25 protein-coding genes are annotated in these 23011 nt (G+C 67.7%); 9 read left to right on the top strand and 16 right to left on the bottom strand.

Annotation, left to right across the window (positions count from 1 at the left end; translation table 11 throughout):
- Nucleotides 1-123: 123 nt before the first annotated feature.
- From AC5P8U_RS14165 to AC5P8U_RS14175, 3 genes are all read right to left on the bottom strand, one after another.
- Entirely contained in the window at nt 124-528 is a 405-nt protein-coding gene (locus AC5P8U_RS14165) for a hypothetical protein (protein ID WP_072168621.1), read from the bottom strand.
- Between the two features lie 174 nt (nt 529-702).
- Nucleotides 703-1035, bottom strand: a complete 333-nt coding sequence (locus AC5P8U_RS14170) for a non-heme iron oxygenase ferredoxin subunit (protein WP_005415593.1) — start codon at nt 1033-1035, stop codon at nt 703-705.
- On the bottom strand, nt 1032-1571 hold the full coding sequence (locus AC5P8U_RS14175) for a GNAT family N-acetyltransferase (protein ID WP_072168623.1): 540 nt from the start codon (nt 1569-1571) through the stop codon (nt 1032-1034). The genes AC5P8U_RS14170 and AC5P8U_RS14175 overlap by 4 nt, the downstream gene beginning before the upstream one ends.
- Nucleotides 1572-1639: 68 nt before the next feature.
- On the opposite strand from AC5P8U_RS14175, the gene AC5P8U_RS14180 reads away from it, so the two are divergent.
- Nucleotides 1640-2131 carry a hypothetical protein gene (locus AC5P8U_RS14180; protein WP_065196581.1) on the top strand — a complete coding sequence of 164 codons (492 nt, stop codon included), beginning with the start codon at nt 1640-1642 and terminating at the stop codon, nt 2129-2131.
- Nucleotides 2132-2185: 54 nt separating this feature from the next.
- Here AC5P8U_RS14180 and AC5P8U_RS14185 read toward each other — a convergent pair whose 3' ends face one another.
- From AC5P8U_RS14185 to AC5P8U_RS14205, 5 genes are all read right to left on the bottom strand, one after another.
- Entirely contained in the window at nt 2186-3442 is a 1257-nt protein-coding gene (locus AC5P8U_RS14185) for a cysteine desulfurase (protein WP_065196580.1), read from the bottom strand.
- Entirely contained in the window at nt 3439-4701 is a 1263-nt protein-coding gene (gene sufD / locus AC5P8U_RS14190) for a Fe-S cluster assembly protein SufD (RefSeq protein WP_447897379.1), read from the bottom strand. The genes AC5P8U_RS14185 and sufD overlap by 4 nt, the downstream gene beginning before the upstream one ends.
- Nucleotides 4701-5465 carry a Fe-S cluster assembly ATPase SufC gene (gene sufC / locus AC5P8U_RS14195; RefSeq protein WP_088496728.1) on the bottom strand — a complete coding sequence of 255 codons (765 nt, stop codon included), beginning with the start codon at nt 5463-5465 and terminating at the stop codon, nt 4701-4703. The genes sufD and sufC overlap by 1 nt, the downstream gene beginning before the upstream one ends.
- A gap of 74 nt (nt 5466-5539) precedes the next feature.
- Nucleotides 5540-7015 carry a Fe-S cluster assembly protein SufB gene (gene sufB, locus AC5P8U_RS14200; RefSeq protein WP_072168626.1) on the bottom strand — a complete coding sequence of 492 codons (1476 nt, stop codon included), beginning with the start codon at nt 7013-7015 and terminating at the stop codon, nt 5540-5542.
- A 17-nt stretch (nt 7016-7032) separates the two neighbouring features.
- A complete protein-coding gene (locus AC5P8U_RS14205) occupies nt 7033-7488 on the bottom strand; it encodes an SUF system Fe-S cluster assembly regulator (RefSeq protein ID WP_049414161.1) in 456 nt (151 codons plus the stop codon).
- A 211-nt stretch (nt 7489-7699) separates the two neighbouring features.
- Here AC5P8U_RS14205 and AC5P8U_RS14210 point away from each other — a divergent pair, with 211 nt between their 5' ends.
- Together AC5P8U_RS14210 and AC5P8U_RS14215 are read left to right on the top strand one after the other, a co-directional pair.
- On the top strand, nt 7700-8167 hold the full coding sequence (locus tag AC5P8U_RS14210; RefSeq protein ID WP_012479369.1) for an SET domain-containing protein: 468 nt from the start codon (nt 7700-7702) through the stop codon (nt 8165-8167).
- A gap of 162 nt (nt 8168-8329) precedes the next feature.
- Nucleotides 8330-8872 (top strand): type 1 glutamine amidotransferase domain-containing protein, encoded by a 543-nt coding sequence (locus AC5P8U_RS14215; RefSeq protein ID WP_005415602.1) that lies wholly within the window; start codon nt 8330-8332, stop codon nt 8870-8872.
- A gap of 73 nt (nt 8873-8945) precedes the next feature.
- On the opposite strand, the gene AC5P8U_RS14220 is transcribed toward AC5P8U_RS14215, so the two are convergent.
- The 4 genes from AC5P8U_RS14220 to AC5P8U_RS14235 form a co-directional block, all read right to left on the bottom strand.
- The gene (locus AC5P8U_RS14220; RefSeq protein ID WP_005415603.1) at nt 8946-9542 is read right to left on the bottom strand and encodes a YceB family lipoprotein; all 597 of its coding nucleotides are present in this window, start codon (nt 9540-9542) and stop codon (nt 8946-8948) included.
- 81 nt (nt 9543-9623) lie between these two features.
- Nucleotides 9624-10163: a hypothetical protein gene (locus AC5P8U_RS14225; RefSeq protein ID WP_072168627.1), complete on the bottom strand. Its 540-nt coding sequence runs from the start codon at nt 10161-10163 to the stop codon at nt 9624-9626.
- Between the two features lie 56 nt (nt 10164-10219).
- Entirely contained in the window at nt 10220-10528 is a 309-nt protein-coding gene (locus tag AC5P8U_RS14230; RefSeq protein ID WP_005415605.1) for a DUF3861 family protein, read from the bottom strand.
- Between the two features lie 293 nt (nt 10529-10821).
- Nucleotides 10822-11220, bottom strand: coding sequence for an HU family DNA-binding protein (locus tag AC5P8U_RS14235; protein WP_072168628.1), 399 nt, complete (start codon nt 11218-11220; stop codon nt 10822-10824).
- Nucleotides 11221-11592: 372 nt separating this feature from the next.
- On the opposite strand from AC5P8U_RS14235, the gene AC5P8U_RS14240 reads away from it, so the two are divergent.
- Nucleotides 11593-12024 carry an OsmC family protein gene (locus AC5P8U_RS14240; RefSeq protein ID WP_072168629.1) on the top strand — a complete coding sequence of 144 codons (432 nt, stop codon included), beginning with the start codon at nt 11593-11595 and terminating at the stop codon, nt 12022-12024.
- Nucleotides 12025-12123: 99 nt separating this feature from the next.
- Here the strand turns inward: AC5P8U_RS14240 and AC5P8U_RS14245 are convergent, their stop codons facing one another.
- Entirely contained in the window at nt 12124-13002 is an 879-nt protein-coding gene (locus AC5P8U_RS14245; protein ID WP_088496730.1) for a PhzF family phenazine biosynthesis protein, read from the bottom strand.
- Nucleotides 13003-13115: 113 nt separating this feature from the next.
- Nucleotides 13116-13991: a PhzF family phenazine biosynthesis protein gene (locus AC5P8U_RS14250; RefSeq protein ID WP_439426666.1), complete on the bottom strand. Its 876-nt coding sequence runs from the start codon at nt 13989-13991 to the stop codon at nt 13116-13118.
- 75 nt (nt 13992-14066) lie between these two features.
- Here AC5P8U_RS14250 and AC5P8U_RS14255 point away from each other — a divergent pair, with 75 nt between their 5' ends.
- The 4 genes from AC5P8U_RS14255 to AC5P8U_RS14270 all read left to right on the top strand — a co-directional run bounded on the left by AC5P8U_RS14255 (nt 14067) and on the right by AC5P8U_RS14270 (nt 20109).
- On the top strand, nt 14067-16661 hold the full coding sequence (locus tag AC5P8U_RS14255) for a bifunctional aspartate kinase/diaminopimelate decarboxylase (RefSeq protein ID WP_061479209.1): 2595 nt from the start codon (nt 14067-14069) through the stop codon (nt 16659-16661).
- 76 nt (nt 16662-16737) lie between these two features.
- Nucleotides 16738-18090 (top strand): UDP-N-acetyl-alpha-D-muramoyl-L-alanyl-L-glutamate epimerase, encoded by a 1353-nt coding sequence (gene murL, locus AC5P8U_RS14260; RefSeq protein WP_065177916.1) that lies wholly within the window; start codon nt 16738-16740, stop codon nt 18088-18090.
- Nucleotides 18071-19480: a UDP-N-acetylmuramoyl-L-alanine--D-glutamate ligase gene (gene murD, locus AC5P8U_RS14265; RefSeq protein ID WP_088496734.1), complete on the top strand. Its 1410-nt coding sequence runs from the start codon at nt 18071-18073 to the stop codon at nt 19478-19480. The genes murL and murD overlap by 20 nt, the downstream gene beginning before the upstream one ends.
- A gap of 95 nt (nt 19481-19575) precedes the next feature.
- Entirely contained in the window at nt 19576-20109 is a 534-nt protein-coding gene (locus tag AC5P8U_RS14270) for a hypothetical protein (protein ID WP_072168634.1), read from the top strand.
- An 87-nt stretch (nt 20110-20196) separates the two neighbouring features.
- Here AC5P8U_RS14270 and AC5P8U_RS14275 read toward each other — a convergent pair whose 3' ends face one another.
- Nucleotides 20197-20790, bottom strand: a complete 594-nt coding sequence (locus tag AC5P8U_RS14275) for an SMI1/KNR4 family protein (RefSeq protein WP_353761575.1) — start codon at nt 20788-20790, stop codon at nt 20197-20199.
- A gap of 133 nt (nt 20791-20923) precedes the next feature.
- Between AC5P8U_RS14275 and AC5P8U_RS14280 the strand changes: the two genes are divergently transcribed.
- Nucleotides 20924-21715, top strand: coding sequence for a dienelactone hydrolase family protein (locus tag AC5P8U_RS14280; RefSeq protein WP_111007893.1), 792 nt, complete (start codon nt 20924-20926; stop codon nt 21713-21715).
- A gap of 187 nt (nt 21716-21902) precedes the next feature.
- Here AC5P8U_RS14280 and AC5P8U_RS14285 read toward each other — a convergent pair whose 3' ends face one another.
- Nucleotides 21903-22901 carry a polyprenyl synthetase family protein gene (locus tag AC5P8U_RS14285; protein ID WP_111007894.1) on the bottom strand — a complete coding sequence of 333 codons (999 nt, stop codon included), beginning with the start codon at nt 22899-22901 and terminating at the stop codon, nt 21903-21905.
- Nucleotides 22902-23011 lie beyond the last annotated feature (110 nt).

The following is a 23011-nucleotide window of genomic DNA, read 5'->3' on the forward strand; positions in this document are numbered from 1 at the left end:
AAACGGCGAAGGCCGAAGCGCAGACAGCGCGACGACAGGGAGGGAGCGTCTTCTGTAGAGCCGAGCTGATGCCCGGCGATGCGGCGAACGACTTCAGGCGCACGGCAACAGCCGCAGGGCGCCTCAGCTGGCGTGCGGTGCGGGCGGTGCGTGGCCGGGGTTCAAGCGCAGTGCGGGATCGTGCAGTTGCCGGCGCAGGGCGTCGGAGCGCCATAGCGGGATATGTGCGACCAGGGGCGCGCGCAGGGGTGCCACTCCGGTGCAGGGCGTGTTGCCCTCACCCTCAAGCGGCGGCTCCGGTGCAGGTGCAGCATGTTGCGGGCATTCGTCTGCCGACGGCGCCGGCAATGGCATGACCTGGCGCAACCCTTCGGCATGTGCCTGCCACCCTTGGGTAGTCGGGGCGTTGCTGCGTCCTTCGTGCAGCGCCGACCAGCCCAGCAGCAGCGTCAGCAGCACGGCCACGGCCAGTGGCCACCCCTGGCGGGCGAGCTGGCACAACGTGGCAGTGGGCGCGGGCGAGACCATGGCGCGAGGGCGAAGTCGTTACGAAGATGTTACGTAGAATAACATCAACGATAATGATTCGCATGTACGGGGTGCTGCGGGACGCCGGGGCGGCCGGGGAACGCCCTGCGAAGGCCCTTGCGGGGCCTCCTGCAGATCCAGCCCAGGGTGGATACCCCCAGACCGTGCGCCGCCTCAATCGCGGTCGTCGCGGGTCCAGACGGCGTCGTGCTCGCGCTTCACCGGGAACTTGGGCACCGGGGTATAGGCCGGGGCGCACAGGGCGCGGCCATCGCGCACGTCGAAGCGCGCACCGTGCAGTACGCACTCCACGCTGCCTTCGGCGGTGTTGAATTCGCCCGAGGACAGCTCGAATTCCTCGTGCGTGCACTGGTCTTCCAGCGCGTACAGCTCGCCGTCGAGGTTGAACACCACGATCGGGGTGCCGGTCACCTCGTCGAACACGCTCTTCATTTCACCGGGCAGCAGCTCGTTGCTGGCGCACACGAAGGTCCAGGTATCGCTCACGCGGCCGCTCCGGCCAGCGGTTTTTCCAGGATCTCGAAGCGCAGGTCGTCGCGCTTGGGGATGCCGAAGCGTTCGTCGCCATACGGGAAGGGTTTCTTGATGCCGGTCCGCTGGTAGCCACGACGCTCGTAGAAGGCGATCAGTTCGTCGCGTACGTCGATCACCGTCATCTGCATCACCGGCACGTTCCATTCGCGTGCGGCGTGGGCTTCGGCGGCGACCATCAGCTGTTTGCCGACGCCGCCGCCCTGCTGTGCGGGGTCGACCGAGAACATGCCGAAGTAGCCCTTGCCCTCAACGTCGGCAACGTGGGCGCAGGCCACAAGAACGCCTTCGCGCTCGGCCAGCAGGATGGTGGAGCGGGGGCGGTCCAGGTCGGCCTGGATGCCTTCGGCGTCGATGCGGGCGCCATCCAGCAGGTCGGCTTCGGTAGTCCAGCCCACGCGGCTGGCGTCGCCACGGTAGGCCGAGGTGACGAGGGCGATCAGGGCGGGGATGTCGGCCGGCGTGGCGGCGCGGAAGGTCAGGGTGCTCATGGGGGCATTTTAGGTGGGCAGTGGGCGGGCGCAAATGGGGGAGACCCTTGACGGTCCTGGCAACCGCTATGCTCGTGCATTCTTCAAATGCCAGGCGGAGTGCAGGGGTGGGCATACCGAAGGGAATCGCGCTGGCCGCAACTGTCCTGCTTGTGGCTCTTCTGGCTTGCCTGCCGGCGCACGAGGAGAGTGGCGGCATCGCGCCCAACGGCCTGGGGTGCCCGCGTTTCAGTGCGTCCCGTGCGTTGCCAGTGACGGTGGAGGCGCTGCGTGCCGATCCCATGCGTTATCACGGCAGACTGGTGCGCGTACGGGGTGCCTACGTTGAGAGCTTCGAAATGTCTGCGCTGCACCCGGGGCCACCGGTGCAGGATCCATGGGCGGCCGACGGCGTGTGGGTGAATGGAATTCCCGTCACGGCGCTGCCGTCGGAGCAGGCGGTTGAACTCACCGGAATCGTATCGGCGGGCCAACCCGCGTTCCCTTACGGCAAGGGGCACCTTGGGCAATGGCCTGCGGAGCTCTGCGTGTCTTCGATCCTGCCCTTGGCGGCGCCTTGAAAAACGCCGCGGTTTCCCGCGGCGTTCTCGTTGCTTCCGGCTGCGCTGTGAGTCTTACCCCAGCAGCTTGCGTACCTTGGTCAGCGCGGTCATGAACCGCTCGATCTCGGCGTGCGTGTTGTAGAACGCCAGCGAGGCACGGCAGGTGGCGGCGACGCCGAAGTACTGCAGCAGCGGGTGTGCGCAGTGCTGGCCCGAGCGCACGGCCACGCCTTCCAGGTCGAGCAGGGTGGCCAGGTCGTGGGCATGCGCGCCATCGATCAGGAACGAGACCACGGCGGCCTTCTCCGGTGCCTGGCCGATGATGCGCAGGCCATCGACGCGGCGCAGCTCTTCGGTGAAGTGCGCCAGCAGTTCGGCTTCGCGCGCCTCCACGTTGTCCTGGCCAAGCTGCTGCAGGTAGTCGGCGGCCACGCCCAGGCCGATGAAACCGGCGATGTTCGGGGTGCCGGCTTCGAACTTGTGCGGGGCATCGTTGAACACGGTGCCGTCGAAGCTGACTTCCTTGATCATCTCGCCGCCGCCGAGGAACGGTGGCATCGCGTCCAGGTGCTCGCGACGCGCCCACAGCGCGCCGGTACCGGTTGGACCGCACATCTTGTGGCCGGTGATGGCGTAGAAATCGCAGCCGATCGCGGCGACGTCGACCTTGCGGTGTGGCACGGCCTGCGAGCCATCGACCACGGTGATGATGCCGCGCTTGCGCGCTTCGCGGCAGATCTCGCGCACCGGGTTGACCGTGCCCAGCACGTTGGAGACATGGGTGACCGCCAGCAGCTTGACCTCCGGGGTCATCGCCGCGCGCAGCGCATCCAGGTCCAGCGCACCATCGGGAGTGATCTCGGCCACGCGGATGGTGGCACCGGTACGCTGCGCGACCAGCTGCCACGGCACGATGTTGGCGTGGTGCTCCATGCGCGACACCAGGATCACGTCGCCGGCCTTCAGCCGCGGCAGCGCCCAAGAATACGCCACCAGGTTGATGGCGAAGGTGGTGCCGCTGCACAGCACCAGCTCGCTGGGGCGCACGTTGAGGAAGCGCGCCAGCGTGTTGCGCGCACCTTCGTAGGCATCGGTGGCTTCGCTGCCCAGTGCATGCACCGCGCGGCTGACGTTGGCGTTGTAACGGCGGTAGAACTCGTCCACCGCGCCGATCACCTGCACCGGCTTCTGGCCGGTGTTGGCATTGTCGAAATAGACCAGCGGCTTGCCATGTACTTCGCGCATCAGCAGCGGGAAGTCGAGGCGGACGCGGTCCCAGTCGGGAGCGCCGGTGCGTTCTTCGATCGGGCGCGGCGTGGACAGGTTCATGCCACACCCGCCTCGGCCAGGGCCTTGTCCAGGCGGCGTGCCAGCTGTTCGCGCAGCGCGTCCGGCAGGATCTTCAGCGGCTCGTGGCAGAACGCGGCGCTCAGCAGTGCCTGCGCCTGGGCCTGCGGCAGGCCGCGCGAGCGCAGGTAGAACAACGCGTTGGCGTCGAGCTGGCCGACGGTCGCGCCGTGCGCGGCCTTCACTTCATCGGCGTCGATCACCAGCGTCGGCTGGGTGTCGATCTCGGCATCGGCCGACAGCAGCAGGTTCTTGTTGGACAGGTTCGCGTCGGTGCCATCGGCGCCTTCGCGGATCTGGATGCCACCATGGAACACCACGCGGCTGCGGTTGGCGGCGACGCCGCGCCACAGCAGTTCGCAGGCGGTATCGCGGGCGATGTGGTCGATACCCAGGCGGGTTTCGACGTGGCGGCGGCCATTGCCAAGCAGCACGCCGTTGGCGGTCAGCTGGGCATTGTCGCCTTCCAGGCGCACGTTCAGTTCATGGCGGCTGAGCGCGGCGCCCAGTTCCAGGTCCACGCGGTGGTACTGCGCGCCGCGGGCCAGCACCGCGTCGGTGCGCAGGAAGCTGGTCTGGCGCGCGCTGCCGGCCTGCACGCGGGCGTGCTTGAGCACGGCATCGCGGGCGACATGGGCATGCAGCACGGTATTGTCCAGGTGGGCGGAGTCACCCACGCTGAAGCGGTGCTCGACCACGCCGAGGCTGGCGCCGGCACGCAGTTCGATCAGGTGGCGGTGATGCCAGGCCAGGTCGGTCTCGCCCGCCACACTGGCGAATACCAGCTGCAGCGGCGCTTCGACCTGCACGCCTTCGTCCACGCGCAGCACCACGCCTTCATCGGCCAGTGCGGCGTTGAGGCGGGCAAAGATCTCCTCGCTGCGCTCGTAGCGGCGGCCAAGGAAACGCACGGCGTCTTCGCCGGAGGCCAGTGCGGCCGACAGCGGCTGCAGCTGCACGCCGGCCGGCAGGGCCTGCACGTCGCTCAGCGCGGCATCCAGGCGGCCGTTGACGAACACCAGGCGCGGTGCCGGGATGTCGTCCAGCAGCGCGGCGTCCAGCGCCGGGCCCTGCAGCGGTGCCGCAGCAAACGCACGGCGTTCCAGCTGGCGCAGCGAGGTGTACTTCCAGGCTTCATTGCGTGCGGCCGGCAGGCCGTCGCGCAGGGCCGCATCCAGCACTCCGCGGCGCGCATCGCTGCCGCAGAAGGCCTGGGCCATCGAGTCGAGCAGGGCGCTCATCAGACCGCCGCCTCGGGCACGACCCGGTCCTTCAGGAAATCATAGCCGTGCGCTTCCAGTTCCAGCGCCAGTTCGGGGCCGCCGCTCTTGACGATGCGGCCATCGGCCAGCACGTGCACCATGTCCGGCTTGATGTAGTCCAGCAGGCGCTGGTAATGGGTGATGACCAGGAACGAACGGTCGGCGGCGCGCAGCGCATTGACGCCGTCGGCCACGCTCTTCAGCGCGTCGATGTCCAGGCCCGAGTCGGTCTCGTCGAGGATCGCCAGCTTCGGTTCCAGCACGGCCAGCTGGAAGATCTCGTTGCGCTTCTTCTCGCCGCCGGAGAAGCCTTCGTTGACGCCACGATGCAGCAGCTCGTCCTTCAGGTGCAGCACGGCCAGCTTCTGCCGCACCAGCTTGAGGAACTGCATGGAGTCGAGTTCGTCCTCGCCGCGTGCCTTGCGCTGGGCGTTCAGCGCCGCGCGCAGGAAGTAGGTGTTGTTCACGCCCGGGATCTCCACCGGGTACTGGAATGCCAGGAACAGGCCGGCAGCGGCACGCGCTTCAGGGTCCTGCTCCAGCAGGTCGACACCGTCGAACTGCACGCTGCCTTCGGTCACTTCGTAGCCGTCGCGGCCGGCCAGGACATTGCCCAAGGTGGACTTGCCGGCGCCGTTCGGGCCCATGATGGCGTGCACCTGGCCGGGCTTCACATCCAGCGACAGGCCCTTGAGGATTTCCTTGTCGCCGATGCGGGCGTGGAGATTTTCGATCTTCAGCATGGTGGGGGTTTCCGTGGGGCGGGCCTGGGCCCGCCGGTAAAGAGAATGCGTTTGCGAGGGGCAGGGGCGGGCGGTCAGCCCACCGAACCTTCCAGCGAGACTTCCAGCAGCTTCTTGGCTTCCACCGCGAACTCCATCGGCAGTTCGCGGAACACCTGCTTGCAGAAGCCGTCGACGATCATCGACACCGCGTCTTCCTGGCTGATGCCACGGGCGCGGCAGTAGAACAGCTGGTCGTCGGAAATCTTCGAGGTGGTGGCCTCGTGCTCGACGGTGGCGCCCGGGTTCTTCACCTCGATGTAGGGGAAGGTGTGGGCGCCGCACTGCTTGCCGATCAGCAGCGAATCGCACTGGGTGTAGTTGCGCGCGCCATCAGCATTGCGGTCGACCTTGACCAGGCCGCGGTAGGTGTTCTGGCCGCGGCCGGCGCTGATGCCCTTGCTGACGATCTTGCTCTTGGTGCGCTTGCCGACGTGGATCATCTTGGTGCCGGTGTCGGCCTGCTGGCGGTGATGGGTCAGCGCGACCGAGTGGAACTCACCGACCGAGTCGTCGCCCAGCAGCACGCACGAGGGGTACTTCCAGGTGATCGCCGAGCCGGTCTCGACCTGGGTCCAGGTGACCTTGCTGCGCGCGCCGCGGCATTCGGCACGCTTGGTGACGAAGTTGTAGATGCCACCGACGCCGTTCTCGTCGCCCGGGTACCAGTTCTGCACCGTGGAGTACTTGATCTCCGCGTCTTCCAGTGCCACCAGTTCGACCACCGCAGCGTGCAGCTGGTTCTCATCGCGCATCGGCGCGGTGCAGCCTTCCAGGTAGGAGACGTAGGCCTTGTCCTCGCACACGATCAGGGTACGCTCGAACTGGCCGGTGTGGCCGGCGTTGATGCGGAAGTAGGTGCTCAGTTCCATCGGGCAGCGCACGCCTTTGGGAATGAACACGAAGCTGCCATCGGAGAACACCGCCGAGTTGAGCGCGGCGAAGTAGTTGTCACCCACCGGCACCACGGTGCCCAGGTACTGGCGCACCAGCTCCGGGTGTTCCTTGATGGCCTCGGACATCGAGCAGAAGATGATGCCCTTCTCAGCCAGTTCCTTGCGGAAGGTGGTACCGACGGAGACCGAGTCGAACACCGCGTCCACCGCCACGCCGGCCAGCTTGGCGCGCTCGTGCAGCGGAACGCCCAGCTTGTCGTAGGTGTCGAGCAGTTCCTTCGGCACGTCGTCCAGCGAGGCGTACTTCGGGCCCTTCGGCGCCGAGTAGTAGCTGAGCGCCTGCAGATCGATCGGGGCGATCTCCAGCTTGGCCCAGTCCGGCATCGGCATGGTCAGGAAGTGGCGGTAGGCGTCCAGGCGCCACTGCGTCATCCACTCCGGCTCGTCCTTCTTGGCCGACAGGGCACGGATGGTGTCCTCGTCCAGGCCCGGCGGCAGGGAGTCCGACTCGATCTCGGTGATGAAGCCAGCCGAATACTTGCGGCCGAGCTGCTCGTGGATCTCGCGGTTGGGGGTGTCGTCGTGGGCGACGTTTTCGATGGTTTCGGTGGCCATGGGGGGCTGCCTGTGGATCAGGAGACGACGTCGACAGCGATGGTGCGGCGCTGTTCGTCATCGGCAAGGGGAAGGGGGGGCAGGATCTGCGCAAGACTGACGTCGCGCAGGGCCTCGGAGACCACGTCGTTGATCAACCGCCAGCTGCTGCGCGCGCCGCACTTGGGTGCCATGCCGCACTGGTGGTGGTCGTGGCTGCATTCGGTCAGGGCCAGCGGCCCTTCCATCGCTTCGACCACTTCGAACAGCGAGATCTCGATGGCCGGGCGGGTCAGCCGGTAGCCGCCACGGACGCCGCGCAGGCCTTCGACCAGGCCGGCCTGGGCCAGCGGCTTGAGTACCTTGCTGACGGTGGGCGGCTCCAGGCCGGTGAATTCGGCCAGTTCGGTGGCACTGAGCACCTCGCCCGGACGGGCGGCGAGCACGGTCAGCACGACGGTGGCGTAATCGGTGAGCTTGGTGACGCGCAACATGGGGATGCGAGTGGTTCTTAAAGCGGACTGAAATTGTACGCTTTTATTCGCCACCATCCAACCCGGGCATTCAGCCGGCGCTGGGGCCGGGCCGGGAGGCTCTGCCAGCGGGCGCTGCCCGGGGCGCCATGCTGCGCCAACCGGGTGATTTTCGCAATCACCCGGAATGGGCGAGAATCCCTGTTCCATCCGCTGCAAACAGCCCGTGCCGATGCCGAAGAAGATCCAAGCCCGCAAGTCCGCCATCCATGGCAACGGCGTGTTCGCCGTCGCCCCGATCAAGCAGGGCGAGCGCGTGATCCAGTACAAGGGCCTGCTGCGCAGCCATGGCGACGTTGATGCCGATGACAGCGGCGACGTCGAAAGCGGCCATACCTTCCTGTTCACCCTCAATGACGACTGGGTGATCGATGCCAACTACAAGGGCAACGACGCGCGCTGGATCAACCACAGCTGCGACCCGAACTGCGAGGCGGTGATCGAGGAAGATGAGGACGGCGACAGCCGTGGCGACAAGGTGTTCATCGAGGCGCTGCGCGATATCAAGGCTGGCGAAGAGCTGACCTACAACTACGGCATCACCCTGGCCGAGCGCCACACCGCCAAGTTGAAGAAGATCTGGGAATGCCGCTGCGGCTCGCCCAAGTGCACCGGCACCATGCTGCAGCCCAAGCGCTGACCGGTACCGGGTAGGGCCGGCCGCTGGCCGGCATGGCGCGATGCAGGAGCCGGCCAGCGGCCGGCACCAGCGGGAGGCTCTCCACCTGCCGTGCACGGCAGGGTCACCGCCGTGCAAGGGCCGTTCGTCCACGCTGTGCACTCCCCCAACTGGAGTGCACCCATGGCAGAGCGATTGAAGGGCAAACAGATCGCCATCCTCGCGACCCACGGCTTTGAACAGTCCGAATTGACCGAGCCCAAACGGCTGCTGGAAGCGGAAGGCGCGCGGGTCAGCGTGGTGTCGCCCGCAAAGGAGGCGACCATCAAGGGCTGGAAAGAGAAGAACTGGGGCGACGCCGTCGCGGTCGACATCCCGCTGGATGAGGCGGATCCGGCGGGCTTTGATGCCCTGGTGCTGCCGGGAGGTGTGATCAATCCGGACACACTGCGCACCGACGACGCGGTGCTCAGCTTCATCCGCTCAGTGGATGAAGCCGGCAAGCCCGTCGCCGCGATCTGTCATGGCCCGTGGCTGCTGATCAACAGCGGGCTGGCCGATGGCCGCGAGCTGACTTCCTGGCCCTCCCTTCAGCAGGATCTGGCCAACGCCGGTGCGAACTGGCGCGACGCCGAGGTCGTGGTAGACGGCAACGTGATCACCAGCCGCAAGCCGGATGACATTCCTGCTTTCAGCGAGGCGGTGGTCAAGGCACTTGCCGCGTGATCCGCTATACCGGTAGTGCCGGCCGCTGGCCGGCAGATGCAGTCTGCGCTGTCGGCCGCCGGCCGGCACTACCTTATTTGCCCAGCAGGCCTGCCGGCACCAGGTTGCCCAGGTTCTGGTTGAAGGTGACCACCAGCTTGCCGTTTTTGACCTGTGCCGCCTGCACCTGCAGCGCGCCGAGCACCCCGGCCACCGCCGGGTCCAGCTTGTAGATCGGTTCGCGCTGGGCGTAGTCGCTCAGCCAGGCATTGAGCAGGCCACGGGTGCGTGAGTCGAGGCGGCCGCCCTGGTTGGCCGGGGTGAAGTCGTCCACACTGGGCTGCTGCAGGTGGAAGCCCTGGGTCTGCGCGTCGTAGCGCAGGCCGCTGCTGAGCTTCACCGTACCCAGTTTGGCCGGGTTGCCGCCGGCGGTGGCCAGTGCCACGTCCATGCCCAGGTTCAAGCGCTCGCCGGCCGGAAGGCTCAGCTGAGGATGGCTCATGGTCAGGGAGATCAGGCCGCCAAGGGCATCCTGGGTGCGCGGGAAGCTGCCATCGAGGTACTGCTGCACGTCGCTGGCACCCACCGACAGTTCGCGGCCGGAAATGGAGGGAGCCGCCTGCGCGCCGATCGCAGCGGCGATCAGTACGGTGGAGGCAGCGAGGCGGGTCATCAGGGAACGCAGGCGCATGGCGGTGACCGATGGCAGGGAATGGATGGATCAAAGAGTAGCCGTGCAGGCTGAATCGCGCGTGCATGCGGCTGTAACGGTTCAGTCCAGCATCGGACGCAGTTGCGCCGACTGGATCTGCCAGGCGCTGCCATCGCTGCTGGGTTGCACGCGGTACCAGCCACCGAAGCGGAACGTACCGTTGGCGGTGACCGCGCGGATCTGCACCGGCACTTCAAGCAGCTGCGGTGGCTGCCGATCGTCGCGGGCGAGCGGGGGATCGCTGTGCAGGCGCAGGGTGCGCAGGTCCTGCAGCTGCCGCAGCGCGGCGTCGTCCGCATGCCGCGGGTCGCTGGGCGGGATCGTCCAGGCGGCATCGCTGGCGGCGCGGTCGCGGTTGAGCAACGCCGCTACGTAGCGGTTGAGCATCGTCGATGGCGGCTCGGCACCGTCGGCGACAGCAGACAGCACCGACATTTCACTTGCCTGCACTGCTGCGGGATCGGGGCCGGTGCGAGTGTTCGCGGGTGCGGTGGCAGCGACGGGAGCGGACGCTGCCGCGATGTCGCCGGTCGTCTGTGCTGCCGGGCGTGAACAGCCCAGCAGCACCAAGGGTGCGATCAGCAACGGGATCCTGCGCATGTCTGCCTCCTCCCCGAGGCAACCTGGAGGGCGGCAGTGTAGCGATTGCGCCGGGATCAGCGGGAGGAGGGCAGCTGATCCAGAGCGTCCAGCGCTGGCAGGACCTGACCGGCGATGGCCGCCAATGCGTGGCCGCCGGTCTCGGCATGGCGCTGCACGATATCGCGCAGCAGCTGGGTGGCGATCACCAGGGTCGCACGCTCGTCGCCGCTGATCCCGGCGGTACGCGGGGCCGCCTCCAGCAGGCGCATCAGGTCGCGGCTGGCGCGATGCTCCAGTTCGATGGTGCAGCGCCCTGTGCACTGCAGCCCGTCCTTTTCGATGGGGGTCACCGAGATCCGGTAGCGGGTGGAGGGGCTGGCCATGAGGGTGTGCTCGCCGTAGCTGTGGAGGATGTGCCCACCATAGGCAAGGCCACGGCCTGAGGCGACGGCCGGCGCTGCACGCAGTGTTCCACCCGGTACGTTCCAGCACCTGCCCAGGCCGCGCTCGGCCAGTGGCGACGGGCCTGTACGGGCATTCCCGGGGAGGCGGCAACGCTGTGTTGCGGATTGCCACAGCGCGACGCATCCACGCATGGCGTGGATCTACCGCCGGGCACGCAAAAAAAACGGGACGGCCAGAGCCGTCCCGTCGGAATCCACGTTGGGGCGCGCGCTTACAGCGCGGCGTCCTTCAGCTTCTTCAGCGGACGCACCTTCAGCTTGGTGGTGGCCGGCTTGGCGGCGAACCACTGCTCTTCCTTGGTGAACGGGTTGATGCCCTTGCGCTTCGGCTTGGCCGGCACATTGACGGTGGTGATCTTCAGCAGGCCCGGCAGGGTGAAGGAGCCAGCGCCCTTCTTGTGCACCGAGGAGGCGACGGCGCTTTCCAGCGAGGCCAGCACAGCGCGGACGTCCTTGGCGACGACGCCGGAGGCTTCAGCGATGTGTGCAACCAGGCCGGACTTGGTCAGCACTTCCTTGATCGGCTTCGGAGCGGCCGGCTTGGCGGCTGCCTTCGTCGCGACTTTCTTCGCTGCCTTCTTCGGGGCAGCCTTCTTAGCGGTCTTTGCCATGGTTTCCTGTTCCGTGAACGGTTGGTTGTTTGGTCGGCGCCGAACCCCGTCGGCAAGCGCAATGTAGGGCAACTCTTGGGCGCCGCCAATAGCCCGAAGCGCGGAAAGTGCATGTTTTTTCATATCCAGGCCGATTCAGTACATGGTCGGCGGTGGGGGATGGGGGCACGCCAGCGTGTTCGATCGCCGGCGCCCGCCGATCGGTGGGGTGCGCGAAACCACTGAAAACAAGAGGAAAATGCGTTCCGGGCTGGCGAGGAAGTGTCCACGCGCCGGACTCGGGGGCGACGTCCGGCGTGCGGCGGAGCGACGCAGGGCTAACGCGTGGCGTGCGAGGGTAGCCGTTCATCACCGCCACGCAGGAGCAGCACAATGGGAATCTCGCGACACGCCACCGCGCACTGGGAAGGCGATCTGAAGACGGGCAAGGGGCAGTTGAGCACGCCGCAGAGTGGGCTGCTGGACAAGACCCGCTACGGTTTCAACAGCCGCTTCGGCGACGAAAAGGGCACCAATCCGGAAGAGCTGATTGCCGCCGCGCACGCGGGTTGTTTCACCATGGCGTTGTCAGCCAAGCTCGGCGAAGCAGGCTTCACCCCGACCTCGCTGGACACCGAAGCCAAGGTCGACCTGTCGCTGGAAGGCGGTCCGCAGTTGTCGCAGATCCGCCTGAAGGTCAGGGCGGTGGTGCCCGGCATCGATGCGACGCAGTTCCGTGCCATTGCCGATGATGCCAAGCAGAACTGCCCGGTATCCAAGGCGCTGAGCGCGGTGCCGATCAGCCTGGAAGCCGAGCTGGGCTGAGCCGGCGCATCTGTAGAGCCGAGCCCATGCTCGGCTTCTGCAGGTCCCGTGATCTGGCCGAGGAGCAGCCGAGCGTGGGCTCGGCTCTACAGTACCCCTTTACCAATCAAGGGTGCCGGTGATGACGGTCTGCACCTGTCCCCCGGACCAGACCTCGCCGTCCTCATCGACCCGCAGGGTCAGACGCGCATCGTGGCCGACTTCGCGGCCCTGGCTGACTTCGAACGGTGCACGGCCACGTGGCAGCGCGTCGCGCAGGTCCAGCCACGCGGCCAGCACTGCATTGGCGGCCCCGGAGGCGGCGTCCTCGAAGCGCCGACCATTGCCGACGAAAGCGCGCACGGCCAGATCGAATCCCTCACTGCCATCGCTGAAGGCATAGGCGAACACGCCCATGCTGTCGGTGGACTCGGCCAGCGCAGCCACCGCGTCCCAGTCCGGATGCAGGGCGCGCAATGCGGCTTCATCGGCCACCTGCACCACCCACCAGCTGCGTCCGCCCTGCATGCGCGCCGGCGGCAGCGAGCCCAGTGGCCAGTCCTTCAGTGCTGCCAGCAGGCGCGGATCGGTGGCTTCAGCGATCTCCGCCAACTGCGCGCGCGGTGTGCGGATGGCGATGCGCTGCTGCGCGCCCTCACCGCTGACGCGCAGCGGCAGGGCACCGGCAATGCCGTCCTGCACCAGCACGCCGTCGACCGGTGTGGCCAGGCCTGCCTGCAGCACCGCATGCGCCGTGCCGACGCTGGGGTGACCGGCGAACGGCACTTCCTTCTGCGGGCTGAACATGCGCAGCCGGTAGCTGGCACCGTCGGCCTGGGGCGGAAACACGAAGGTGGTCTCGGGCAGGCGCGTCCAGCGCGCGATGGCCTGCATGCTGGCATCGTCCAGGCCGTCGGCATCGAGTACCACGGCCAGCGGGTTGCCAGCGCCGGCGCGCGGGGAAAACACATCCAGCTGCAGGAAACGGCGGGTGGTCATCGGGGCGAAACTCCAGGATCGGGTGGCGCGCAGCTTAACGCGCGGTTGTAGAGCCGAGCCCATGCTCGGCTGTGTCGGGGTGTGAGAAGAAGCAGCCGAGCGTGGGCTCGGCTCTACAGCCAACGGATCTGGCCGTCGATGACCGGCTGCACCTGGCCGCCGATCCACACCGTGCCCTGCGCGTCGACCTGCACCTGCACGCGGCCATCGCGGCCCACTTCGCGGCCCTGGCTGGCCACGTAGCGGCCTTCGCCGCCGGGCAGGGCATCGCGCTGCCGCAGCCAGGCGCCGATCAGCGCATTGGCGCTGCCAGTGACCGGGTCCTCGGGCACGCTGGGGGCATCGGCGGGGCAGAACGCACGCACCACGCGGGCATGGCCGGCGCCGGCTTCGTCGGCGAACACCGCCACGCCGGTGGCATCGGTGGCAAGGCTCCAGTCGGCCAGCGCGGCCATGTCCGGTGCCAGCTCGCGAACGGCGGCGGCATCGCGCAGTGGCAGCAGCCACCAGCGTGCGCCGTTGTCCCAGAGTTCGGGCGCCTGCCCGTCGGCAGCGAGCGCCAACAGCGCGGCGGGCGCTCCGCCTGCCTCCGTGTCCAGTTGCCGTGCCGGCGGGCAGGCCAGCTGGATCTCCAGTGCCTCGGCCGGGCCGCTCACCCGTACTGGGAGCAACCCTGCCGCGCATTGCTGCAGCAGGGCGCCGTCGCGCGGTTGGGCCAGGCCGCAGGTCACCGCCGCCCAGGCGGCACCGACGCTGGGGTGGCCGGCGAAGGCCAGCTCACGGGTCGGTGTGAAGATGCGGATGTGGTAATCGGCGCCGGGCGCGGTGGGGCGCAGGAAGAACACCGTCTCGGACAGGTTCAGCCAGGTAGCCAGGGCCTGCATCTGGCTGCTGGAGAGCGCGTCGGCGTCCAGGATGACGCCCAGTGGATTGCCGGTTCCGGGGCGGGGGCCGAAGACATCGAGCTGCAGGTAACGGAGGACGGCCATCTACGGGGATATTGCGCTTAGAATCGAAGGTTCCGCCCCCGAGGGCGGCTTCCCCACATTCTACATAGCCAATCCATGTCAGCTTCCCCCCTTGTCGATCGTTGGATCGTACTGAAGTTCGGCGGCACCTCGGTGTCGCGTCGTCACCGCTGGGACACGATCGGGAAGCTGGCGAAAAAACGCGCGGAAGAGACCGGATCGCGCGTGCTGGTGGTGGTATCGGCGCTGTCCGGGGTCACCAACGAACTGACCGCGATTGCCGACGGCGCGCCGGACAGCGGTGATCGCGTGGCAGCGCTTGTCGAGCGGCATGAGGGCTTCCTGGCCGAACTCGGCCTGGGCCGCGAGGTGCTGGCCGAACGGCTGGCGGCACTGCAGGGCCTGCTCGACGATGCGCGGGCGGCCACCCGTCCGCTGGATTGGCAGGCCGAAGTGCTGGGCCAGGGCGAGCTGCTGTCCTCCACCCTGGGCGCGGCCTATCTGCGCGCCTCGGGCCTGGACATGGGCTGGATGGATGCCCGCCAGTGGCTGGACGCGATGCCGCCGCAGCCGAACCAGAGCGACTGGTCGCAGCGGCTGTCGGTGAACTGCCAGTGGCGCGCCGACGCGGAGTGGATGCAGCGCTTCCGCGCGCAGCCGACCCGCCTGCTGATCACCCAGGGCTTCATTTCGCGGCATGCCGATGGTGGTACCGCCATCCTCGGCCGTGGTGGCTCGGATACCTCGGCGGCGTACTTCGGTGCGCTGCTCGGCGCCAGCCGGGTGGAGATCTGGACCGATGTGCCGGGCATGTTCAGCGCCAATCCGAAGGACGTGCCGGACGCGCGCCTGCTGACCCGCCTGGACTATTACGAAGCGCAGGAAATCGCCACCACCGGCGCCAAGGTGCTTCACCCGCGCTCGATCAAGCCGTGCCGCGATGCCGGCGTGCCGATGGCCATCCTCGATACCGAGCGCCCGGAACTGCCGGGCACCAGCATCGATGGCAGCGCCGCACCGGTGCCGGGGGTGAAGGCGATCAGCCGCCGCAATGGCATCGTGCTGGTGTCGATGGAAGGCATCGGCATGTGGCAGCAGGTCGGCTTCCTGGCCGATGTGTTCAACCTGTTCAAGAAGCACGGCCTGTCGGTGGACCTGATCGGTTCGGCCGAGACCAACGTCACCGTGTCGCTGGACCCGTCCGAGAACCTGGTCAACACCGATGTGCTGGCCGCGCTGTCGGCCGACCTGTCGCAGATCTGCAAGGTGAAGGTGATCGTGCCGTGCGCGGCGATCACCCTGGTGGGCCGTGGCATGCGGTCGCTGCTGCACAAGCTGTCGGACGTGTGGGCGACCTTCGGCCGTGAGCGCGTGCACATGATCTCGCAGTCGTCCAACGACCTGAACCTGACCTTCGTCATCGACGAGGCCGATGCCGATGGCCTGCTGCCGATCCTGCACGCAGAGCTGATCGACAGCGGCGCGATGCCGGTGGAGGAGACCGAAGTGTTCGGCCCGCGCTGGCGCGAGATTGCCGGCACCGTGCGCCCGCGCGGCACGCCGTGGTGGCGCGGCCAGCGTGCGCACCTGCTGCAGCTGGCCGATGCCGGTACGCCGCGCTACGTCTACCACCTGCCGACGGTGCGCGCCCGCGCCCGTGCACTGGCCGCGATCAAGCCGATCGACCAGCGCTACTACGCGATCAAGGCCAACAGCCACCCGGCCATCCTGCAGCTGCTGGAAGCCGAAGGCTTCGGCCTGGAGTGCGTGTCGCACGGCGAGCTGAAGCATGTGTTCCAGCACCTGCCGGAACTGTCGCCCAAGCGCGTGCTGTTCACCCCCAGCTTCTGCCCGCGCAGCGAGTACGAGGCGGCGTTCGCGCTGGGCGTGACCGTGACCGTCGACAACGTGGAAGCGCTGCAGCGCTGGCCGGACCTGTTCCGCAACCGCGAGCTGTGGCTGCGCGTCGATCTGGGCCGGGGCGAGGGCCACCACGCCAAGGTCCGTACCGGTGGCAAGGAGTCCAAGTTCGGCCTGCCGATCGCCCGCGTCGACGAGTTCGTGCGCGCGGCCACCGAACTGGGCAGCCGCGTGGTGGGCCTGCATGCGCACCTGGGCAGCGGCGTGGAAACCGCGCAGCACTGGCGGCTGATGTGCGATGAGCTGGCCGGTTTCGCTCGCCGCATCGGCAGCGTACAGACCATCGATATCGGTGGTGGCCTGCCGATTCCGTACAGCGACGAAGACGAACCCTTCGACCTGGACGCCTGGGCCGAGGGCCTGGCCGAGGTCAAGGCACTGCACCCGGCATTCCGCCTGGCGATCGAGCCGGGCCGCTACCTGGTGGCCGAATCGGGCGTGCTGCTGACCCATGCCACCCAGGTGGTGGAAAAGGACGGCGTGCGCCGTGTCGGCCTGGACGCCGGCATGAACGCACTGATGCGCCCGGCGCTGTACGACGCCTGGCATGACATCGAGAATCTCAGCCGCCAGGGCGGTTATGCCGAAGCGGCGTTCGATGTGGTCGGGCCGATCTGCGAATCCAGCGATGTGTTCGGCAAGCGCCGCAAGCTGCCGGTGTCGACCGCGCCGGACGACGTGATGCTGATCGCCGATGCCGGTGCCTACGGCTATGTGATGGCCAACACCTACAACCAGCGGATGCTGCCGCGCGAAGACGTGATCGAATGACCACCGCGCGCGCCCTGCACCCGCCCACCGACACGCCCCGCGCCCTCGCGCGGGCCCGTGCCTGACCGGATACACCATGACTGCTTTCGACAAACACCAGGTTTCCCGCTTCCGCTTCGTCCGCTGCGACTTCGCAGCGGATACCGGCGTGGCCCGGCTGGTCTACGCCTTCGACGACGGCCCGGAGATGGTGGAGACCATCACCGTGCCGGGTGCCCCGTTCGTGCTGGACGAGGCGCGCGCCGCTGCCGTGCAGCGTGCGCTGCAGCTGCTGCACCTGATCGCCGGCGTCAGCTACTACAAGGCCGGCGTACCGGATACGGTCAGCATCGACAGTTACAGCATCGATGCCGATACCGCCGCACTGGTGGAGACCATTTACCTCAATGGCCTGGGCGAATTCGCCTACCGTAACGGCCTGAACCTGCGCGGCCGGTTCCGGTTGCCGGTGCAGGGCGAGGCCGTGCAGGCGCCGGCGCTGGGCCTGCAGCCGCACGCACTGGTGGCCATCGGCGGCGGCAAGGATTCGCTGGTCAGCATCGAAGCGCTGCGCCGTGCCGGCGTGGACGAAACGGTGACCTGGATCGGTGGCTCGCAGCTGATCCGCGCCTGTGCCGAGCGCACCGGCCTGCCGACACTGAACCTGGGCCGTGCGCTGGCGCCGGAACTGTTCGAGCTCAACCGCCAGGGCGCCTGGAACGGCCACATCCCGGTCACTGCGGTGAACTCGGCAATCATGGTGCTGGCCGCGTTGCTGCAGGGCGTGGACCAGGTGGTGTTCTCCAACGAGCGTTCGGCCAGCTACGGCAGCCAGATTCCAGGCACCGGCGAAGTGAACCACCAGTGGTCCAAGGGCTGGGTGTTTGAACAGGCCTTCGGCAGCCATGTACAGGCGCACGTTGCGGCGGACCTGCAGTACTACTCGCTGCTGCGCCCGTTGTCCGAGCTGGCGGTGGCCCGCCAGTTCGCCAAGACCGATTTCTACGACGCGCACTTCTCCAGCTGCAACCGCAATTTCCACATTCTTGGCGAGCGCCCGGTGAACCGCTGGTGCGGCGTCTGCCCGAAGTGCCATTTCGTGTTCCTGGCGCTGGCTCCGTTCATGCCCAAGACGCGCCTGGTGCGCATCTTCGGCCGCAACCTGCTGGACGATGCCGAGCAGGCCGCTGGCTTCGACGCGCTGCTGGAGTTCCAGGACCACAAGCCGTTCGAGTGCGTGGGCGAAGGCCGCGAATCGCGTGCGGCGATGGCGACCCTGGCCCAGCGCCCGGAATGGAAGGAAGACGTGTTGGTGAAGCGCTTCTGCAATGAAATCCAGCCGCAGCTGGATGCCGCCGAACTGGAACTGGCGCCGCTGCTGCAGCTGCAGGGCGAGCACCGCGTTCCGGCTGCGCTGTGGGACCGGGTGCGTGAAGATTTCGAAGCTTGAAGGAAAGCGCGTCGCGCTGTGGGGCTGGGGCCGCGAGGGCCGCGCCGCGTTTGCGGTACTTCGTGAGCGCCTGCCCACGCTGCCGCTGAGCCTGTTCTGCCCGGCGGCCGAAGTCGGGGCCGCACGCGTGGAAACACAGGGCGCCCTGGACGTGCGTGGCGAGCCTTCCGCTGAAGCGCTGGCCGCGTTCGACGTGGTGATCAAATCGCCCGGCATCAGTCCCTATCAGCCGATCGCGCTGGCGGCGGCAGCGCAGGGCACCACCTTCATCGGCGGCACTGCGCTGTGGTTCGCCGAGCATGCGGCTGACGATGGCATCGTGCACGACACCGTGTGCGTGACCGGCACCAAGGGCAAGAGCACCACCACCGCGCTGGTCGCGCACCTGTTGCGCGCGGCCGGCCACCGCACCGGACTGGTCGGCAACATCGGCCTGCCGCTGCTGGAAGTGCTGGACCCGCAGCCAGCGCCCGAGTACTGGGCCGTCGAGCTGTCCAGCTACCAGACCGGTGAAGTGGCGCGCAGTGGCGCCCACCCGCAGGTGGCAGTGGTGCTGAACCTGTTCCCGGAACACCTGGACTGGCACGGCAGCGAACAACGTTACATCGAAGACAAGCTGCGGCTGGTGACGGAAGCCGCACCGCGCATTGCCGTGCTCAATGCCGCCGATCCGCACCTGGCGGCACTGTCGCTGCCCGATAGTGAGGTGGTCTGGTTCAACCAGCCGCAGGGCTGGCATATGCGGGGCGACATCGTGCATCGCGGCGAACAGGCGGTGTTCGATACCCGCAACACGCCGCTGCCGGGCCGCCACAACCGCGGCAACCTGTGCGCGGTGCTGGCTGCACTGGAAGCGCTGGGCCTGGACGCGGTGGCGCTGGCACCGGCGGTGCAGGATTTCCGCCCGCTGCCGAACCGCCTGCAGCGCATCGGCGTGGCCGATGGCCTGACCTACGTCAACGATTCGATCAGCACCACGCCGCATGCCAGCCTGGCTGCGCTGGAGTGCTTCGCCGGGCAGCGCATCGCGCTGCTGGTGGGCGGGCACGACCGTGGCCTGGACTGGACCGACTTCATGCAGCACATGGCGCACGATGTGCCGCCGGTGGAGATCGTGACCATGGGCAGCAACGGCCCGCGCATCCACGCGATGCTGCAGCCGCTGGCCGACGCCAGCCGCTTCGGCCTGCACGCTGCGGGCGATCTTGCCGAGGCGATGGCGTTGGCGCGCACGGCGCTGGGCGCGCAGGGCGGGGTGGTGCTGCTGTCGCCGGGTGCGCCGAGCTTCGGGGCCTACCGCGATTACGTGGCGCGCGGACGCCATTTCGCCGAACTGGCTGGGTTCGATCCGGACAGCATCAGCGCGATTCCGGGGTTGGGCATCGCCTGATCCGCCGGATCGGGGTCGGATCCCTTTCCTCAGGAAAGGGCTCTGACCCCGGCGAGTTACCATGGGCGCATCCCCGGACGGACCCGGATAGCCGCGTGTGCACCTTCATTACCCTGTTCCTGCCCGCATCCTTATCGCACATTGAAGCCGCCGCGATCATGCAGCGCAGTGGCCGGCGCCTGTTTGCGCAGGATTCGCCCAGCCTGCAGTCAGCGGTCGGGCCCGGTTGGCAGCCGTGGTTGAGTGCCGTGCACTGCGATTGCGGCACGTCGCTGGCCTCGGCGCAGGCGGTTCGTGCGTGGAACGGCGATGCCGAACGCTGGCGCAGGAAGGGCTGGAGCGAAGCGAAGATCGCGCGCGCGTTGGCGGCGCAGTTGGCGCGGCATGAACAGGATCAGCAGGCACGCCGCGATGAAGCCCTGGACGATGCCGGCCAGTGGTTGCAGCGTATCGATGCGCTGTTGCAGGCTGGGGCCGCGCGCATCGGCCTGCTGGTGCGCGACTACGACGGTCCGGTGGGTGCCCGGCAGCCGAAGCCGCCGGAACGCCGCTGGCCGCGCGCGCATCTGGCGGCGTCGGATCTGCTGGCGTTCGAGCCGGGCACGTTGCACTGGATCGAACGCGGGTAGTGCCGGCCGCTGGCCGGCAACCTGCGGGGAAATTCATCCACGCATGGCGTGGCTCTACTGTAGAGCCACGCCCATGCTCGGCTGCCTTCATTCGTCTTCGTCGATGAACGCGTAATCGCCATCGATCAGCTGCTGCAGGTACGCATCGAAGCTCGGCGCAATGACTGCATAGCTGTCCGGATCGTGCAGGTAGCGCACCACCTGGCCGACGGTGCCACCCGGTGCCGGATCGAAATCCAGGTACAGCATCGAGGTGCCGCCGTTGTTCATGCAGTGCGAGAAGCACAGGCGCCTGCTCATCGGCAGATCACCGTCGATGCCTTTACCCAGGATCTCCGGCTCGTCATCCAGCCACTCTTCGTAGATGGAACGGATGCTGTCGTCCCACTGCTGCTGGTCCTCGAAGATCTGCGCGACTGATCGCAGGTAGTACGGGTAGCCACCGTCCTCCACGTCCGAGCCCAGCATCAGTACGCAGACCTTGCCGCCGGGGTACTCCCGGTAGTGGGTGCCATCCACGCGCGATAGGAGTTCCACAAGGCTGTCCGGCACCTGCGGCCACTGCACACGCAGGCGCTGCAGGTCCTCGGCGCTGGCGCCCTGGACATGTGCCCACTGCGGGGCATCCTCGGCAGGCAAACGCGGGATCAGGCCAGACAGAAAGCGATCAACAGGATTCATGCGAAAAAAGGGGACAGAGGGGATTAAGTCGTATCCAACCACACCTGCGTCACGCCGCCAATGCAGAATGCGACGCGGGAGGGGCGAAAACGGCTTAATCCCCTCCGTCCCCTTTTTCTTGCGGAGCAGGCGCATGAATCGTTGGCGATGCGGTGTGGCGATGATGCTGGGGCTGGCGGCGATGCCGGCGTGGGCGGCGATGAAGACGCAGCCGGTGGAGTGGAAGCACCAGGGCACGACCTTCAGTGGTGTGCTGGTCTATGACGATGGCGAGCATGACAAGCGCCCCGGCCTGGTGATGGTGCCGAACTGGAAGGGCGTGAACGAGTCGGCCATCGAGAAGGCCAAGCAGCTGGCCGGTGATGACTACGTGGTGCTGGTGGCTGATGTCTACGGCAAGGACGTGCGGCCGAAGAGCGATGCGGAGGCGGGACCGGTGGCCAGCAAGCTGCGCAACGACCGGCCGCTGCTGCGTGCGCGTGCACTGGAAGCGGTGAACGTGCTCAAGGCGCAGGCCGGCAAGGTACCGCTGGATGCCAGCCGGATCGGTGCGGTCGGTTTCTGTTTCGGTGGCACCACGGTGCTGGAGCTGGCCCGCGCCGGTGCGCCGCTGGCCGCTGTGGTCAGCCTGCACGGTGGGTTGGGTTCGCCGCTGCCGGCGCAGGCCGGTGGCGCCCATCCGTCCGTGCTGGTGCTCAACGGGGCCGATGACAGGAGCGTGACCGCCGAGGACATCGCCGCTTTCCAGAAGGAAATGGATGCGGCCAAGGTCGATTGGGAGTTCACCAACTACAGCGGTGCCGTGCACTGCTTCGCCGAGCGCGACGCCAACAGCCCACCGGGCTGCCAGTACAACGAGCGGGCGGCCAAGCGCGCGTGGAAGGCGCTGGATGAATTCTTCGAGGAACGCTTCGAGAAGCGTTGAGCCGTGCAGTGGTAGTGCCGGCCGCTGGCCGGCATTCCCGTGACACCCGCAGCATCATGAGGTTGCCGGCCAGCGGCCGGCACTACCAGATGCGGTCAATGCGAGCGTTTCCGTGCCGACCAACGGTCGGCACCCACCGGAATGCCGGTGGGTGGGTGCCGACCGTTGGTCGGCACACCTCAACCCATCAATGCGAGCGCTGCACCGCGTAGCGGGCCAGGCCACGCAGGGCGGCCACGGCATCGTTGTCGGCCAGGCCATCCAGGGCACGCTCGGCGGCTTCGGCGTACTCTTCGGCACGGCGGCGGCTGTACTCCAGGCCGCCGGTGGCGCGGATCGCGGCCAGCACTTCCGGCATTGCCGAGGCGTCGCCGTCCTGCACGATGGTGCGCAGGCGCTCGCGGGTAGCGTCATCGGAGTGGGCCATCGCGTGGATCAGCGGCAACGTGGCCTTGCCCTCGGCGAGGTCGTCGCCCAGGTTCTTGCCCAGCTCCTCGGCGTTGGCCGAGTAGTCCAGCACGTCGTCGGCGATCTGGAATGCGTAACCCAGGTGCATGCCGTAGTCGAACAGGGCCTGCTGGGTGGCTTCATCCACGCCGCTGGCCAGCGCGCCCAGGCGGGTACCGGCGGCGAACAGCACCGCGGTCTTGCGCTCGATCACGCGCAGGTAGGCGGCTTCGTCGGTATCCGGGTTGTGCACGTGCAGCAGCTGCAGCACTTCACCCTCGGCGATGCGGTTGGTGGCATCGGCCAGGATCTGCATCACCGGCATGCGCTCCAGCTCGACCATCAGCTGGAAGCTGCGCGAGTACAGGAAGTCGCCCACCAGCACGCTGGGCGCGTTGCCCCACAGCGCGTTGGCGGTGCTGCGGCCACGCCGCAGGCTGGACTCGTCCACCACGTCGTCGTGCAGCAGGGTAGAGGTGTGGATGAACTCGATGATCGCCGCCAGCTGGTGGTGCTCCGGGCCGGCGTGGCCGACCGCGTGGCCGGCCAGCATCACCAGCATCGGGCGCAGGCGCTTGCCGCCGGCGGAAATGATGTGGTCGGCGATCTGGTTGATCAGCACGACGTCCGAGGACAGCCGGCGCCGGATCAGGGCGTCGACGGCGGCCATGTCGGCCGCGGCAAGCGACTGGATCTGGGGCAGGCCCAGGGCGGGACGGGTGTCTTCGGTGATGGTCATGCGATCAGGCTTTCAGGCTCACCATCGATTATAGGCGCTGGCCGTGAATTCGGGCGCAAACCGGCCCGAGCGGCAATTCCAGCCCGGCCTGCGCGGCCCTTCGCGTGAAT

It is taken from the genome of Stenotrophomonas sp. YJH_SMC_81, from assembly GCF_059370875.1.

Coding starts and splice junctions, on each gene's coding strand:
- sufC (WP_088496728.1), bottom strand. CDS start 5,465: ATGCTGAAGATCGAAAATCTCCACGCCCGCATCGGCGACAAGGAAATC.
- AC5P8U_RS14225 (WP_072168627.1), bottom strand. CDS start 10,163: ATGCGCAGGATCCCGTTGCTGATCGCACCCTTGGTGCTGCTGGGCTGT.
- AC5P8U_RS14215 (WP_005415602.1), top strand. CDS start 8,330: ATGGCAGAGCGATTGAAGGGCAAACAGATCGCCATCCTCGCGACCCAC.
- AC5P8U_RS14275 (WP_353761575.1), bottom strand. CDS start 20,790: ATGAATCCTGTTGATCGCTTTCTGTCTGGCCTGATCCCGCGTTTGCCT.
- AC5P8U_RS14220 (WP_005415603.1), bottom strand. CDS start 9,542: ATGCGCCTGCGTTCCCTGATGACCCGCCTCGCTGCCTCCACCGTACTG.
- sufB (WP_072168626.1), bottom strand. CDS start 7,015: ATGGCCACCGAAACCATCGAAAACGTCGCCCACGACGACACCCCCAAC.
- AC5P8U_RS14240 (WP_072168629.1), top strand. CDS start 11,593: ATGGGAATCTCGCGACACGCCACCGCGCACTGGGAAGGCGATCTGAAG.
- AC5P8U_RS14250 (WP_439426666.1), bottom strand. CDS start 13,991: ATGGCCGTCCTCCGTTACCTGCAGCTCGATGTCTTCGGCCCCCGCCCC.
- murL (WP_065177916.1), top strand. CDS start 16,738: ATGACTGCTTTCGACAAACACCAGGTTTCCCGCTTCCGCTTCGTCCGC.
- AC5P8U_RS14245 (WP_088496730.1), bottom strand. CDS start 13,002: ATGACCACCCGCCGTTTCCTGCAGCTGGATGTGTTTTCCCCGCGCGCC.
- AC5P8U_RS14175 (WP_072168623.1), bottom strand. CDS start 1,571: ATGAGCACCCTGACCTTCCGCGCCGCCACGCCGGCCGACATCCCCGCC.
- sufD (WP_447897379.1), bottom strand. CDS start 4,701: ATGAGCGCCCTGCTCGACTCGATGGCCCAGGCCTTCTGCGGCAGCGAT.
- AC5P8U_RS14285 (WP_111007894.1), bottom strand. CDS start 22,901: ATGACCATCACCGAAGACACCCGTCCCGCCCTGGGCCTGCCCCAGATC.
- AC5P8U_RS14255 (WP_061479209.1), top strand. CDS start 14,067: ATGTCAGCTTCCCCCCTTGTCGATCGTTGGATCGTACTGAAGTTCGGC.
- AC5P8U_RS14210 (WP_012479369.1), top strand. CDS start 7,700: ATGCCGAAGAAGATCCAAGCCCGCAAGTCCGCCATCCATGGCAACGGC.
- AC5P8U_RS14280 (WP_111007893.1), top strand. CDS start 20,924: ATGAATCGTTGGCGATGCGGTGTGGCGATGATGCTGGGGCTGGCGGCG.
- AC5P8U_RS14185 (WP_065196580.1), bottom strand. CDS start 3,442: ATGAACCTGTCCACGCCGCGCCCGATCGAAGAACGCACCGGCGCTCCC.
- AC5P8U_RS14180 (WP_065196581.1), top strand. CDS start 1,640: ATGCTCGTGCATTCTTCAAATGCCAGGCGGAGTGCAGGGGTGGGCATA.
- AC5P8U_RS14230 (WP_005415605.1), bottom strand. CDS start 10,528: ATGGCCAGCCCCTCCACCCGCTACCGGATCTCGGTGACCCCCATCGAA.
- AC5P8U_RS14165 (WP_072168621.1), bottom strand. CDS start 528: ATGGTCTCGCCCGCGCCCACTGCCACGTTGTGCCAGCTCGCCCGCCAG.
- AC5P8U_RS14205 (WP_049414161.1), bottom strand. CDS start 7,488: ATGTTGCGCGTCACCAAGCTCACCGATTACGCCACCGTCGTGCTGACC.
- AC5P8U_RS14235 (WP_072168628.1), bottom strand. CDS start 11,220: ATGGCAAAGACCGCTAAGAAGGCTGCCCCGAAGAAGGCAGCGAAGAAA.